We start from the raw sequence: 13,610 nt of genomic DNA on the forward strand, positions 1-13,610 counted from the left end.
GTCTGTTTGTTTGGCTTCTATTGTGGTGCTTGTCGATACCTATGACTGACGAGGATTTAATCTATAAGGCACTCGCAAACCCGTTTCGGCGCGAGATATTGAGGTGGTTAAAGACACCAAAAAAATACTTCGTGCAAGGATGTTTCGATCTTGGTTACGGGGTACCGTCAAATGCAATCCACGCGCGCAGTGGCCTATCTCAATCGACCGTATCAGCGCACGTCGCGGCATTGATTGAGGCGGGACTGGTTGTTTCCACCCGCGTTGGTCAGTGGATGTTTCTATCGCGAAATGAAGACGTCATTCGCGCCTTCGCGGCACAGATCAGGTTGCATCTGTAGCCGCTGGTTTGATCGACCGAGGTGTGGGGCACGACGACTCGATAGATCCCACTTTATTGAAGCGTTTCCGATTGGTGAAGTGAACATGAAATTCTCAGTGAAAAATGAAATCCGTTCTGCCGATATTGCGACGATTGAGCTTGCAGTGAAGAGTGTCGACGGCGACGCGAAGGTCAACATCGACGTGGCCACGAAGACGGTGAGTGTGGATTCGTGGCTATTGCCCGAGGAGTTTTTCGTCGCTTTTGACGACGAAAACTATGACGTGGTCATTGTCGAAGCATAGTAGCTAGCGCACCCGGCCAGAAAGCGGAGATGCCAGGCTGGCCGCTGATATTCGCTCATCTCGCTGGCGGCACGCGGCGTGACATGTGGCCTTGGTGTTGATGCATACCTGTTCGCCGTTCGAGCGGTCGCAGGAGCCATCCAGCGCGTACCGGTGTGACGAGGCGCTGAGAGAGAGTTCTCGAACGCCATCGAAGTCGTTCGGGACAGCGTCGATATTTGCGAACTTTCTTTGCCTTGCTCGATGATAGGGAAGTCTCATCGATCATGAGGATGACGAATGTATCAAGGTTCACCCTCGATGCCCGATACTGCCGCCAGATTCTGCTGATGTCGGAAAACTCCCATCTCAAATCAAACGATTACAACCGAGCGTCGCGTCTCTCGACGTGAGATGTCGCATGTCTGGAAACGTCTTCCGCATAAGTAATTGATCGCCCAGTAAGTGAACAGTAAGTGCCCCGGTCATACAGTACGCCCCAACGACCAACCCCATAAAAGGCACTACTGTGAAAAAACACTTTCGTCGCGAGCATCAACTGCTATTCGCCGTCGCATCCGCTCTGATGTATTCGGGCGCGGCTTGGGCAGAGGGTCCTAGCGCGAATCTGCCTAACACCGACACGACCGGATTTGCAATTCTGAGCAATGCCACGAACGTCACCCATTGGGGTCTTGGCGGCGGGGTGGCCTTTGAGCAATCACTTTACAAAGGATATGGCACGCACATAACGCCTGTTCCGTTCTTCTTTTTCGACGACAAATGGATACACGCAATTGGCACAACCGTTGATCTGAAGGTCGGGAGATGGGACGGTGTTGCAGTCACCTTACGCGGGAATTACGCGATCGCAGACGGCTACAGGGGCTCCGACGCACCCATACTCAATGGAATGCAAACCCGCAGCGCCGCATTCTGGATGGGCCCCGCGCTCAAATGGTCGACGCAATACGGCGACCTTTCGGGTGAGCACCTGAGTGGTGGAAACAAAGGACAGAAGGCCGATATCGCGTTCGGCAAGACCCTGGACTATGGTAACTTCTCTATAGAACCCCATGCCGGAGTGAATTGGTACAGCGGCAAGTACGTTGATTACTATTATGGCGTGAGGACGTCGGAGGCGCAGGCCGGCCGACCCGCATACACCGGGACATCCTCTTACAAGGAATCGGTCGGCGCCAAGTTCGACTATCGCGTAACACCCCGCCAACTCGTAAGCGTTGACCTGGGCATAGCCCACTTGGGTAGCGGAATAACCGACAGCCCGATCGTCGGCAAGCGATTCATTCCTGAAGCCAAGGTCGCCTATCTGTATCAATTCAATTAACCGGCCCTATGTCGCGAATTGCACTGATCGAAGATCATTCCCGCCTGGCGGGCATGATCCGGCAATCGTTGTCTGCTGCCGGAATCGAAACCGATATCTTTACCAATCTCTCTGAAGCAGCCTATGGCCTGAGCCACGGCGAGTACTCGGTGATGATCCTTGATCGCGGCTTGCCCGACGGGGACGGGCTGCTTTTCTTGCGAACCTTGCGTGCCGGCGGAACCATGACTCCCGATCGTGTTGTACGCATTCAATCACTTTCCACCGGATACATTCCGGGTGAGCGAGAGCATAAGAAGCGCTCACCAGCTGGCCTCCGAATTGCGCTTTGATGAGTCAAGGCGACCGGTGTCAATAGACCTCGACGAGCGCGCGACGTGGCTCTTCGATTTCGCATCGACCGAATTGCTGTATCGCGCGCTCGATGCTTCCGGACACGTGCTTCTGGCGTCCCGTGGCGCGCTCCATAACGCCTCCTGGGACGCCGGTGATTTGACAAGCTCCCTTGGCGCCATGAAACGCGTGACCATTAACGGCAAGCCATTTGATGTCGTAACACTGGCGATCATGCACGGACAAACGCCGTTCTTTGTACAAAGCGCGGCGAGTGTCGCGTTCAATAAGGCCGTGCTTGGCGAGAGGATCGAACCGATTCCGGAGATCGTGGGGTATACCTTGCTGATCGCGACAATTATCTTCGGCCTGACCTTGACGTTCACTGTTCGCCGCGTGTTGCGGCCTCTGCGTGTTGCATCGGATTCCGCCGCTTCAATCACTCCGCAGAACCTTCGCATGCGGCTTTCCATCAAGGGCGTTCCCAGCGAGATCAAACCTATTCTTATCGCGTTCAATGATGCGCTGGCGCGCCTCGAGAACGGCTTCGCGGTACAACAGCAATTTCTCGCCTCGGCTGCGCATGAACTTCAAACGCCGCTGACTTTGATAAGAGGACAAATCGAGTTGCAGCCCGAGGTTGAGAACAAGGATTTGCTGTTCCGCGAAATCGATTTGATGGCGCGACAGGTCCGGCAACTCCTGCTGAGCGTTTTTGGCGCGCGCCCAATGCTCAACACGACGGCGCCGGCCTGGGCCTGTCGATCTGCAAAGAGATAGCGCTGGCGCACAATTGGAAACTGTCCGTCAGGACGTTGGCGACTGGAACCCAGTTTATTGTTTCGTTCTAGCTGACCAGGAAAAAAGAAAAGCCGCGCTCGTTTCCGAGAGCGGCTTTTCTGACAAGGGCTTAACTGAACAACAAACACTAGGCAACTACTCGCACCGGACATCCGCACCGGCGCAGGTCGCTTACCAGCTGTATCTGTATCCAACCTGACCAAACACGCCCTGACGATAATCGCCGCCAATATTGCGGGAGTACTTGACGTTGGCGTACATCTCCGACGACTTGCTCATGCTCGTGGTGACACCCACGCCGACTTCATACCAGGTCTTCGACAGGCCGCTGTTGAACGACGCGCCATCCACTGCCGTGTTGCCCGGATTCAGGAAGTCGTGCAGTACGTCGGCAGTGAAGTAGGGCGTGGCTGTCCCCGTCTTCGTGTCATTGGTCAGGTTCGCCTTGAAGATCCGGAAGCCGACCCGTCCGCGCAACGCGTTGCTCGATGTGCCCGATACCGGCGAGATGCCATCGTCGAAGCTGTTCAGATGCAGGTACTGGTACATCAACTGGGCTTGCGGCTCGATCGCAATCGTCGTCGATCCGATCAGCAACGGCTTGCCCACTTCGCCGGACAGGCCCGTGCCAACGCCGTTTTGTGAAGCGCCGCCACCGTACACATCGCCGTACTTGTTGTGATAGTGGGTGAGCTGCGCGACGGCGTCGAAGTAGCTGCCGTCTTGCAAGTACTTGGTCCAGTAGCCGCCAAGCGATTGTGCCTGCGTCTCGACTGAGCCTGTAGCGGTTGTCAGCGCCGGGTTGAGACTGCGTGCGCTGTCTTCGAACGTTGCCGACGACGAGCCGATGGTCACCGTCACGCCCGCATGCGTGCTGCCGCCGGCCGGGTTCGTCGAGAGCGTCCAGTCCTTGCCGAACTCCGCGAAGAACGTGCGCTCATCGCCGGAGAAACGGTCGCCCGAGTTGGCGTTCAGGCTCTGCCCGCCGATACGTCCCCAGACGCCGTTGCCATACGTTCCCTGCGCATTCTCGAGACTCGCGACATCGCCAACACGTTCATGCAGCCGGTTCATGATCGAGAAACCGTAGTCGAGATTGAGCGACGGCGTCATCGTGTAGCCGACCACGCCAGGGCGATACGCGATGGCCGAAGGCTGGACTGCGGGCGTGGAGGCGGGCGTGCCCGCGGACACGATCGGCGTCACCGGCGTAACAACCGCGCCAGGGTTGGCAGGCGTGGTTGGTGGCGTCGGCGTAACCGGCGGCGTCACAGGAGGCGTTACCGGCACGCTCTCAAGCGACGAGCGCAAGTAGAAGTCGTCGGGACGGCCCGAGCCGCCTTGATACAACAGATACTGGTATGCCCCGGCCTGAACCGGCGCAAGCATATGGAAGGTACTGGCAGCCGCGCTGCCGTTCACCTGGACGAGCTTGATGCCATCGCCTACCGTCAGCGCACCCAGCCCGCTCGGACGCACCGTCACGGTCGTGCTGCCGCTCGCGTCGCCGCCAATGACCAGCTGATCGGTGAACTGGTTGGACGGCGCGCCGCCCGCGTTCATCACGGTGTTCACGATCAACTGCGCGTTGTTGCCGACGTAGTTGCCGCTCACATTCAGCACGTTGCCCGGCGTGCCCGATGCGGCCGCCAGGTTGATCGTGGCGTTATTGGTGAGATCGCCCCGGATCGCAAAGGTGCCGGTCGTCGATGCAGAGAAAGCGGGCAAGGCGTTCGCCGCCGCGATCGTGCCCGAGTTCGTCACAGAGCCAAGCACGGTGCCAAAACCGCCAAGCGTGGCGCCGAAAGCGACGGTCGTCGTGCCCGTGCCGATGCTCGCCAGATTGTGCTGTGCGTCGCCGACTGCAAGGGACCCTTCCAGCAGATTCGTGTCGCCGTAGGTGCTCATGCCGTTCATGGTGAGCATGCCGCTGCCCAGCTTTGTCAACGAGCCGGTACCGGTCACCGCTTGCGAGAGCGTCGACGAATATTGCTGCGTGTCGATTGTCCCGCCATTCGCACCGATCGAGATTGCGCGGGTCGAGGCGAGGTCGAGGTCGTTGTTGAGTTGCAGCGTGCCGCCGTTGAACGTGAGGCCACCCGTGGTGGCGCCCAGTGCGTTATCAGCTGCGATATTCAGCGTGCCTTGCGTGATCAGCGTGCCGCCTGAATACGTGTTGCCGCCGGTTGTAGCGGGCGCGAGGAACAGCGTGCCAGCGCCGGTTTTTTCGATCGAGCCCGTGCCGCTCAACAAGCCTGCGTAGGTGCCGTCGTCGGTTTGCGCGAAGCGGACCAGTCCGTTGTCGGTAATCGCGGCCGGCAGGCTCTGTGCCCGGGCTTGAAGCGTACCCGCTGCATCGACTAGCATCTGGCCCGTGTAGGTGCTGTTATCACCCGTCAGGATCAGCGTACCACCTGCCACTTCAGCACTTTGCACGCCGGCCGGGATGCCGTTGACGGTCCACGTACCCGTGTCGGTCTTGATGAGCGCCTGGAAGTTGACAATGTTGCCGGTCAGCGTGTCCACCCCGAGTCCGCTCAGGAACAACTGGTTGTTGCCCGCGCCGCCGTCGATCGTGCCCGTCACCGACGAGCCGGTGTAGATGCGCATGATGTCGTCGCCACCCGAGAACACGATGTCACCAATCACGCTGCCCTTGTTGGTGAAATCGATAGGGGCATCGCCGCTCGAACCAATCACGCTGCCGGGCGACTGGATCACGCCGGTTTCATTATTGATGACCGTGTTGCCGCCAACCTTGTTCTGGAACCAGATGGCGCTGGCGTTGATCGCCTGGATCAAACCGTTGTTGATAATGACGTTGCCCTGGCCTTGTATGTTCACGGCCTCGGCAATGTCCTGCGTGCCGTTGGACAGCACCTTGCCGCCGGCTTGCACGGTCAGCGTACCGTTGTCCTGGAACTCGATGGTGTTCGCGCCGGTGCCATAGTTGCCGTGCGAATTGACAGCGTAATTGCTGACCGTGCCGCCCGACTGAACCGTGATGTTGGCGTTGTTGGCGAGACTGATTGCCGATGCATCTTGCGTCGTAATCGTCGCGCCGTTCTGGACAACAACTGTTTGATTGTCGTTGCCCGCTACATAGCCGGTACCGATGGTCGCGGTCCACGGGTTCGGCGAGGTTGAATCGCAAACCGTATTGAGGCCGTTCACGGCACATGCTGCTGCCGCCGCAATGGGACTCAGGAGAAAAGGAATCAGCAGCAGTGATGGTGCAAGCGAGATCGCTCGCAAACGAACTGGATTAGACATGAACCGCCCCGGTGTTTGTTATCTGTAAAAGCGGGCGGAATTTAACAAGCAGCCTATCTGGTGAATGTGGCGAGCCGAACAAAGGAGCTTGGAAACCTTACCGTGTAATACCGGCTTTGTGCAGCATCGCGCTTTAATTCGCAAAAAGGGCTTGGGTATTTGTCAATTGTTGTTAAGTCGAGGAGAGATGCACGGAGCGGTGGCCAGGAAACGAGGCGGTTGTTCGTCAGTGGAGAGCAGGCTGCGTCTTAGTCTTGAGCGCCAAGTTGCCTAGTTGCTTGGTTGCTTAGTTGCTTGTGCGCGGGCTTTAAATAGCAGAGTCCGCTCGTGCGCTATGAGCGCTGCCGAACACGCAACGCAGATGCAACGCGTTGTGTGGGATACCCATCGCTTGAACGCGAATGTCTTGCTTCAGGGCGTTCCCTCTGCGTCCATGCATCGGTACCATGCGTTTTTCGGCGCGTCAGGCGCTTGAGCAAGTGGTGATATCGAGGGGTATATGGGAGCGAAAAGGACGGCGGCGAATGGGCCTGCTAACATTCATGTTCACCTTTACTACGGTGTCGATCCGAGCCAGTATCGCAAGGACGAGAATGTTGGGTGCTTGTACGGTTATCATCACGCCGAGTCGGAGGCGATGGCGCTTTCGTATTCCCAGGATCATCCCGAAGGACGTGTTCTCCGCACTATTCGACGCGGCTTGAAAGCGCTTCTTGGTTGCGATCTCATTCATACGTTTCGCAACCGTGCGGCGCTGCTTGAGGCAGATGTGATCTGGACGCATACGGAGCGCGAGTATCTATCGGCGGCGCTATTGCTTATGTTCAAGCGTGGTCCGAATAAACCGCTTCTGCTTGCACAAAGCGTGTGGCTGCTCGACATATGGGAATCGCTTGGCGTATTCAAACGCGTGATCTTCAAGAAGCTGCTAAGCCAGGCGAACCTGCTGACCACGCTAACTCACGACAACGCCGTGCTAGTGAAAAAATTCTGGAACCGCGAAGCAACGGTGGTTCTCTACGGCATCAGCACCGACGATTTCCCTTTGCAGCCGGTGTCGGAGTGGCATCCTCATGAACCGTTGCGCGTGGCGGCCATTGGTAACGATCGTGATCGCGATTGGCAAACTTTCATGGCCGCGTTCGAAAACGATAAGCGCTTTAGCGCGCGGCTGGCGACCCAGCGCAAGGTCACGCGTCCCGATCGGCCGGATAACATTGTGGTCGCGCCCGTGTCGGGGTTAGCAGAGCAACGTGCGCTCTATGAATGGGCCGATGTGATCGTCGTACCGCTTCATCCCAATCATCATGCGTCGGGCATCACGGTTTTGCTCGAAGCGGTGATGGCTGGCAAGGCGGTGGTGGCAACGGGCATAGGTGGTCTGTCCGACTATTTCTCCGATGACGCCGTCTCATACGTACCGGTCCACGATGCACAAAGCCTGCGCGAGACTGTCGCTGCGTTAGGCGCCGATCCCGAAGGCACGACCGCGCGGATTCGTCGTGCGCAGCAGGAGCTGGTATCGAAGGATCTGACGACGCGCGGTTTCGCCCGGCAACATGTCACGCTGACTAAGCAAATGCTGAACCAGGCACAGTCGAAAGAGCGGGTGGAATCGCTTGCGCGTGCGTAGGCCGCAGGTCAGGCGGCTTAAGCTGCTCAAGCGGCAACTTAGCGCCTGAAAACAGCAGCCGCAGGGCGGGAGTATCTGACCCACTCGCCGAAGCGATCGCGGGCAGCCTGTGCTTACTTGCACGCCTGCGTTTGCTTAAGGAAATCGTGCTGGAAAATGCACATGCGATACGCATTGTGATACCGGCCGTTGCCAAAAAACTCTTCGATCAATTCCGCTTCCTGTTTGAAGCCGCACTTCTCGTAGACGTGAATGGCCGACTGATTTGACACATCCACTATCAGATAGAGCTTGCGCAGATTGAGCACGGAAAATGCATAGTCGGTGGCGAGCAAGGTCGCACTGGTTGCATATCCCTGGCCTTGAGCACCGGGCGCAATGATGATCTGGAACTCGCCGCGCCTATGGATGTAATCAAGCTCGATCAATTCTGCGAGCCCTACCGTCTCGCCCGCCTTGTCGACGGCAACGAAGCGGCGCTCACGCAAATCGTGGACGTGGCGATCGTATAGTTGCGACAACTCAGAGAACGTTTCGTAGGGTTCTTCGAACCAGTAACGCATGATCTTTGCGTTGTTGTTCAGGCTGTGGACGAAGTGGAGATCGGTACGTTCGAGTGGCCGCAGCATGAGCTGATTGTTCTCTTCGATGATCATGGGTAACACTCCGCGAATGGTGGATCGACCTGCAATATAACTTATGCGCCTGCGCGACCCGGTGGCTCGCAGGCTCTAGGCGATGGCATCCTGCCGCGCGCCATACACCTCGAGCGCGGCATCGTGCAGCGCCTGAAGCACGACGGTTGCCGCGGGCGACAATAGTTGCGTTTGCCGCGTGATGATGCCGAATGCATCCATGCGGCAGGGCAATTCAATAGCCAGCCGTTTGAGCGTGCCGAATTCCTCGTATTGCCGCGCAACCTCTTCGGGCATCACAGCGAGCATGTCGCTCTGCAGCAAGATGCCCGAAATGGCGAGGATGTTGTTGGTGTTCACCACATTTTGCGGTGAACCGAGACCGATCTGCGAAAACACCATGTCGAATCTGTGCCGAAGCACGCTGCCGGGTGGATGGAGAACCCAGCCCGCATTGACAATGTCATGCATGGTCAGGCCGGTCGCCTGTTCGAGCGGATGCCCGGGGCGTACGACCACGCAAAGCGGTTCCTCCGCAATAGGCTCGTAACGCACCGCATCCTTGAACTGGCCTTGTCGCTCGAGTACGCGGCCGATCATGATGTCGAGGTGGCCCTCCGCAACCAGCGGCAGCATCACGTCTGAAGTCTCCACTTGCAGCCATATCTGCAATTGCGGATAAAGCGCCTTCACGCGTGCGATGGCAAGCGGCACCATGGTCGCGGCGGCAGCCGCTATCGCGCCAATCTGCACCTGCCCCGCGAGTCCCGCGCGCAACGCGGAGATCTCGTCGTGCGCCTGATCCAGATTCGAGAGCACCATGCGTGCATGCCGAATCATCACTTCGCCATACAGCGTGGCGTGCATTCCGTGAGGCGTGCGGTCGAAAAGCCGCACCTCCAGCACGTCCTCCAGTTCCTTCAATAAACGCGATGCAGCCGGCTGCGTCATGCCGAGGACATCGGCAGCGCGGCGCACGTTGCCTTCTTCTTCCATGGCCGCGAGCAGCATCAACTGCCGCGTCTTGAGGCGCGCGCGCACAAACCAGTTCGAGTAGCTTTGAGCCATCGCGGTATGCCTATGCGTGAATTAAAACAACACTGAAAGCTTTTTCGCTTACTGGATAAACGGGCGTCTTTTTCATTGTTGTTTTCGCTTGGTGACAAACAAGGTTGTGGTTAAGGGAAGGCGCGGATTCTCTATCGGGATCAGGCGAAACCCGCAGCGGGGACGCGTCCCGCAGGCCGTGGACGTCAATCGTAGCTGATCGTGACTGTCGGGCGGGCAGACTGCGCAAGCCACATTATCGCCGCTTGGCAACTGTCGCCTGGTTTGGCGTCCGAGTGATGAATGATAGGCGCTTCCCGGAGCCGGGCGAGCAATCCGGCGTTCGGTTGCTAAGCCGTGGCGATCAGCAACACGCCCGTGCCCGCGAGCCCGATGGTCCAGAGCCTGTCGAAGTTGATCCAGCCGCGCCTGAGCACGCCCACGCCCAGCCAGTCGTATACCAGCAGCGCAATGGCCCCTGTCACGAGCAAGGTGGCCAGCGTATGCAGGCCGACAGCGGCGAGCGAGACCAGGAGCCCTCCGGAGGATAGGCCCGCCATGGACCCGCACAAGGGGATCAGCGCCGGGATCAGCATGAGGCCGGCGCCGTGTGCGCTCGCCATCAGGAACGACCAGAGGACGAGGCCGGCGAAACCGGCCGTCATGCCAACCCGTACGCGGTGCCGGTGTCCGTAGCGAACCTGGTAAGCCGCCCAGGCGACGAGCAGGGCGCCGCTTGCGATGCGGATAAGATGGCTATCCACGACCATCCCTGTAGTGAGCACGAGCGCGGCCACTATACCGATAGAAAGTGCATGGCCCAGTGCCATGGGCGGGATCGCTAGCAGGACGGCCTTGCGACTATGCCGATGCAGACCGAGGGCGACCGCGAACAGCCAGCCCATCGCCGGGTTGATTCCATGAAAGACCCCGAGCCCTGCAATGGCAAACCACTCCCATGCGTGGCCCGTCCCGGCCCATGCCATGTTCATGGCGCGCCTGACGTGAGCGCTTTGGGAGCGCAGCGGTTCACGGATAACAATACGAGTCCGACGAACAATCGCCGCCCTCGAGCCGCACCTGATGCGGCCGGTGCGTGGAAGGCCACTCGACCAGAAAGCGCGGATCGAATTCGATACCGCCCTCGGGTGCCGCATCGAGCTTTACCATCCAGCCGTTGAGACCATCGGGATAAAACTGGTCGTCGATAGCGCCGTATAGCGAGTTGGTGAAATACACGCGGCGGCCATCGCGACTGACCTCGACCATCTGCGGTCCGCCGTTCAAGGGTCGTCCGGCAGCCTTTGGATGGGATTCGCGCGAGACGATGCCGCCAATTCGCACGGTCCCGGTGAGCTTTGGCGCGAAGGGATCAGACACGTCGTATTGCCGCAAGTCGCCGGTTCCCCAGCACGCGACGTAGAGAAAGCGGTCGTCCATCGACAGGTCGATATCGGTGACAAGCGGAGGCACTGCACCGAAACCCTTCAGCATGGGTGGCAACAGATCGGGGTTGGCAGGCTCAGCCGGAATCTCGATGATCTTCTTGACGCTCCATTTGTCACCGTCGCGGTACCACGTCCAGATAGATGCGGATAAATCGTTCAGGCTGATCACGGAGTTGACGAAGCCGTATGCCCTGGTGGGATCGTGGGCTGGACGCAGTTCGAACACGAGCTGGTTCTCCGCGCCGAAATCGATTTCCTGTTTATGCTTTCGTGTATGCAGGTCCCAGAAATGCAGCTTGTGCCCGTACTGGCCCCCTATCAGGATTTCCGGCACGAGGCCGTTTTCGAATGTGGCAGGCAAGCCCCATTCGCTCGTGACCAGGGTATCGTGTCCGAGGTGCCACCAGACGTCGTAGGATAGTTGCTGAGGACCCCGATCTATTTCCCATTGACCACGTATGTCGAAGGTCTCGTGGTCCATCAGGAAAATGCCGCCCGGCGCTTCGCCTTGTGCATTCCCCAACGCGGCTACGTAGATACCCTCGGGTCCGCAGTGAACCGTATGGGGACGAGTGTAGCCCGCTTTTTCGGCGACTTCCGCTGGCTCCAGCACGCGCACGATTTTAGGGTTACGCGGGTCGGCCTTGGTGTCGAGGATATGAATTCTCGACGATCGCAAGCCGGGCACGACCAGATAGCGACGCTCGGCGTGCGGGTGGGGTGCATTCGGACATAAGCAGGAACTGCAGGCATTCCAGCCGAAATGATGAAGTTCGTCGCCCGTGTTGGGCATGGCAACGTTGCTGATCACCTGCGAATAGCTGGGGGAGGCGGGGTCCACGTCTATAACGGCAATGGCGTCCGGAACCTGTCGCGTGGGATCGAAACTCGCGACATACGCGATGGTTTCGTGCGGGGCCTTCATGGCCATCCGCGGGGAGGGATAGAACGTTGGATCCGGTGTCCAATTTGCCATGGCATTTCTCCAGGGAACGTGGTTCCTTGGTGGCCCGGTAGAAGCCGTACCAAGGATTACCCGCAAACCTACCGGGCAAATATACCTTGTTTCCAGCTTTCCATTGATCGAGCGGTTTAGCGGCAAAAGCTTGATTTCTTCTAAGGGAATACCGTATGGCGATATGCGCCAGGCTCTATTTGCGCGCCTTCCGTCCTGTGGTTTTGGCCGTGGGTTGCACCGCGGCGACTCCAATCTGGCTGGCCGGAAAATTGACGATCCTCGTGCCGCTCGCCGGTGTTGCGTACGTGCGAAGCGTCTTGCTAGTGCGGGTCCTGGCACCGCCGACAATCGCGCTCATCGCTTGCTTGTCGAGTTCCACGCTGTCGGGTAGATCCTTGATCAGAATTGCGGCCATGATGTCATCCAGGGAGGGTGAGGGTTTCCATTCAACCTAGTATAGGCAATTTAGGCGGTCCGAAAACGCCGGATGCGCTGCGGGAAGAGACTTCCCGCAGCGCATGTCGATGCATGCAGACCTGCATTGCCCATGCTTCAAAAAGCGATAGCCGAACCGGTGGTCGCGTACTGGGACGGACTGACGTTCAGGTGCAGCGGTCCGAAGCCGGCTCCGATCACGCCGACGTTGTTGAGTGCATTGACCTCTACGTTTTGATACTGAACGATGTTTTCGGTCGGGTTCACTGCGACGTTGACGTAGGCATAAGAACCGGCGTTGGCAGGCGATGAGTTGCCGCCGCGCAGGTCCGACATGGCGTTGCGGTCCAGATCCCGGCTGTGAGACAAATCGTGTATTGCGATGGACGACATGGCGGTGCTCCAAGGTAAAAAATAAGGGCGGACTGAACGGGCAACCTGGAGACCGCGAGGCCTCCGGGTTGGCGCGCAGCTTCAGAAGTTGATCGTGTTCTTATTGGTCGCGGTCTGCTTCGGGTCGACTGTCGAGTGAATGCCGCTTGCGAACGCAACGTTGTTGCCGTTGTTGTTCAAGGTGTTTTGCGACTGGCTGATCAATTGAGTGGCATCGAACGAAGCTTCGTACGACGACACGTTGACGCCAGGCCAGTAGCCGGGCAGGTTGCCACCGCGTACGGCGGACATGGCGCGGCTGTCGAGTTCTTCGGTGACGGAAAGGTCTTTGATGGTCAGTGATTTCATGGCAGTTCTCCTAAGGGTTAAGCCAGGTGGCTTTAGAGGTTGGTGAGCATCTTGTCTGCTCGCAGGACACTAATGCATGGCCTATGCCAGAAGTGTCGGCGCCCAATCAAATAATCTGGAAAGGCTTGTGGAACAAGGCTCGGCGCAATGGGGAAGGCTGGCGTCATGCACGTGAGCGGACTGGCATTCAAAACGCATGACGGCTTTCGGCCAACAGCCGGAGCCCAATCTGTTGGGCCTGCAACAACATGTGCCCAATCGAACATCCGCAGCGAAACCATATTGCGAAAGGCAGGGCTGTCACCTAGTATCGAATCACTGCGAGTGCGGGTAACTACAGACGATATATTCA

At 58.3% G+C, this 13,610-nt stretch carries 14 protein-coding genes; 6 read left to right on the top strand and 8 right to left on the bottom strand.

From position 1 onward, the window contains the following. The first annotated feature begins 41 nt into the window (after window positions 1-41). The 5 genes from BSU04_RS17710 to BSU04_RS17730 all read left to right on the top strand — a co-directional run bounded on the left by BSU04_RS17710 (window position 42) and on the right by BSU04_RS17730 (window position 3,067). The gene (locus BSU04_RS17710) at window positions 42-341 is read left to right on the top strand and encodes an ArsR/SmtB family transcription factor (protein ID WP_089161828.1); all 300 of its coding nucleotides are present in this window, start codon (window positions 42-44) and stop codon (window positions 339-341) included. Window positions 342-426: 85 nt separating this feature from the next. Beyond that, window positions 427-627: a hypothetical protein gene (locus BSU04_RS17715; RefSeq protein WP_089161829.1), complete on the top strand. Its 201-nt coding sequence runs from the start codon at window positions 427-429 to the stop codon at window positions 625-627. 508 nt (window positions 628-1,135) lie between these two features. Continuing rightward, window positions 1,136-1,954 (top strand): MipA/OmpV family protein, encoded by an 819-nt coding sequence (locus BSU04_RS17720; RefSeq protein WP_256982932.1) that lies wholly within the window; start codon window positions 1,136-1,138, stop codon window positions 1,952-1,954. 8 nt (window positions 1,955-1,962) lie between these two features. Then, window positions 1,963-2,286 carry a response regulator gene (locus BSU04_RS17725; protein WP_089161830.1) on the top strand — a complete coding sequence of 108 codons (324 nt, stop codon included), beginning with the start codon at window positions 1,963-1,965 and terminating at the stop codon, window positions 2,284-2,286. Window positions 2,287-2,302: 16 nt separating this feature from the next. Then, the gene (locus BSU04_RS17730; protein ID WP_089161831.1) at window positions 2,303-3,067 is read left to right on the top strand and encodes a histidine kinase dimerization/phospho-acceptor domain-containing protein; all 765 of its coding nucleotides are present in this window, start codon (window positions 2,303-2,305) and stop codon (window positions 3,065-3,067) included. 192 nt (window positions 3,068-3,259) lie between these two features. Here the strand turns inward: BSU04_RS17730 and BSU04_RS17735 are convergent, their stop codons facing one another. After that, entirely contained in the window at window positions 3,260-6,361 is a 3,102-nt protein-coding gene (locus BSU04_RS17735) for an autotransporter family protein (RefSeq protein WP_089161832.1), read from the bottom strand. A gap of 499 nt (window positions 6,362-6,860) precedes the next feature. Between BSU04_RS17735 and BSU04_RS17740 the strand changes: the two genes are divergently transcribed. Further along, complete coding sequence (locus BSU04_RS17740) at window positions 6,861-7,994, top strand: glycosyltransferase (RefSeq protein WP_089161833.1); 1,134 nt, start codon at window positions 6,861-6,863, stop codon at window positions 7,992-7,994. A 113-nt stretch (window positions 7,995-8,107) separates the two neighbouring features. Here BSU04_RS17740 and speG read toward each other — a convergent pair whose 3' ends face one another. The 7 genes from speG to BSU04_RS17775 all read right to left on the bottom strand — a co-directional run bounded on the left by speG (window position 8,108) and on the right by BSU04_RS17775 (window position 13,258). Then, window positions 8,108-8,650: a spermidine N1-acetyltransferase gene (gene speG / locus BSU04_RS17745; RefSeq protein WP_089161834.1), complete on the bottom strand. Its 543-nt coding sequence runs from the start codon at window positions 8,648-8,650 to the stop codon at window positions 8,108-8,110. A 75-nt stretch (window positions 8,651-8,725) separates the two neighbouring features. Beyond that, window positions 8,726-9,697, bottom strand: a complete 972-nt coding sequence (locus BSU04_RS17750) for a LysR family transcriptional regulator (RefSeq protein ID WP_089161835.1) — start codon at window positions 9,695-9,697, stop codon at window positions 8,726-8,728. Between the two features lie 329 nt (window positions 9,698-10,026). Continuing rightward, the gene (locus BSU04_RS17755) at window positions 10,027-10,668 is read right to left on the bottom strand and encodes a hypothetical protein (protein ID WP_256982937.1); all 642 of its coding nucleotides are present in this window, start codon (window positions 10,666-10,668) and stop codon (window positions 10,027-10,029) included. 37 nt (window positions 10,669-10,705) lie between these two features. Then, the gene (locus tag BSU04_RS17760; RefSeq protein ID WP_089161836.1) at window positions 10,706-12,100 is read right to left on the bottom strand and encodes a selenium-binding family protein; all 1,395 of its coding nucleotides are present in this window, start codon (window positions 12,098-12,100) and stop codon (window positions 10,706-10,708) included. A 175-nt stretch (window positions 12,101-12,275) separates the two neighbouring features. Then, on the bottom strand, window positions 12,276-12,497 hold the full coding sequence (locus BSU04_RS17765; RefSeq protein WP_089161837.1) for a hypothetical protein: 222 nt from the start codon (window positions 12,495-12,497) through the stop codon (window positions 12,276-12,278). Between the two features lie 137 nt (window positions 12,498-12,634). Then, on the bottom strand, window positions 12,635-12,910 hold the full coding sequence (locus BSU04_RS17770) for a hypothetical protein (protein WP_089161838.1): 276 nt from the start codon (window positions 12,908-12,910) through the stop codon (window positions 12,635-12,637). Between the two features lie 81 nt (window positions 12,911-12,991). Beyond that, window positions 12,992-13,258, bottom strand: coding sequence for a hypothetical protein (locus BSU04_RS17775; RefSeq protein ID WP_062090870.1), 267 nt, complete (start codon window positions 13,256-13,258; stop codon window positions 12,992-12,994). Window positions 13,259-13,610: the final 352 nt, after the last annotated feature.

Source organism: Caballeronia sordidicola (assembly GCF_002220365.1).
Taxonomy (GTDB): Bacteria; Pseudomonadota; Gammaproteobacteria; order Burkholderiales; family Burkholderiaceae; genus Caballeronia; species Caballeronia sordidicola_C.

Bases quoted from the DNA above. Each gene is read 5' to 3' on its own strand.
- BSU04_RS17755 (WP_256982937.1), bottom strand. From the start codon at position 10,668: ATGAACATGGCATGGGCCGGGACGGGCCACGCATGGGAGTGGTTTGCC.
- BSU04_RS17770 (WP_089161838.1), bottom strand. From the start codon at position 12,910: ATGTCGTCCATCGCAATACACGATTTGTCTCACAGCCGGGATCTGGAC.
- BSU04_RS17740 (WP_089161833.1), top strand. From the start codon at position 6,861: ATGGGAGCGAAAAGGACGGCGGCGAATGGGCCTGCTAACATTCATGTT.
- BSU04_RS17735 (WP_089161832.1), bottom strand. From the start codon at position 6,361: ATGTCTAATCCAGTTCGTTTGCGAGCGATCTCGCTTGCACCATCACTG.
- BSU04_RS17760 (WP_089161836.1), bottom strand. From the start codon at position 12,100: ATGGCAAATTGGACACCGGATCCAACGTTCTATCCCTCCCCGCGGATG.
- BSU04_RS17775 (WP_062090870.1), bottom strand. From the start codon at position 13,258: ATGAAATCACTGACCATCAAAGACCTTTCCGTCACCGAAGAACTCGAC.
- BSU04_RS17765 (WP_089161837.1), bottom strand. From the start codon at position 12,497: ATGGCCGCAATTCTGATCAAGGATCTACCCGACAGCGTGGAACTCGAC.
- BSU04_RS17710 (WP_089161828.1), top strand. From the start codon at position 42: ATGACTGACGAGGATTTAATCTATAAGGCACTCGCAAACCCGTTTCGG.
- BSU04_RS17725 (WP_089161830.1), top strand. From the start codon at position 1,963: ATGTCGCGAATTGCACTGATCGAAGATCATTCCCGCCTGGCGGGCATG.
- BSU04_RS17715 (WP_089161829.1), top strand. From the start codon at position 427: ATGAAATTCTCAGTGAAAAATGAAATCCGTTCTGCCGATATTGCGACG.
- speG (WP_089161834.1), bottom strand. From the start codon at position 8,650: ATGATCATCGAAGAGAACAATCAGCTCATGCTGCGGCCACTCGAACGT.
- BSU04_RS17750 (WP_089161835.1), bottom strand. From the start codon at position 9,697: ATGGCTCAAAGCTACTCGAACTGGTTTGTGCGCGCGCGCCTCAAGACG.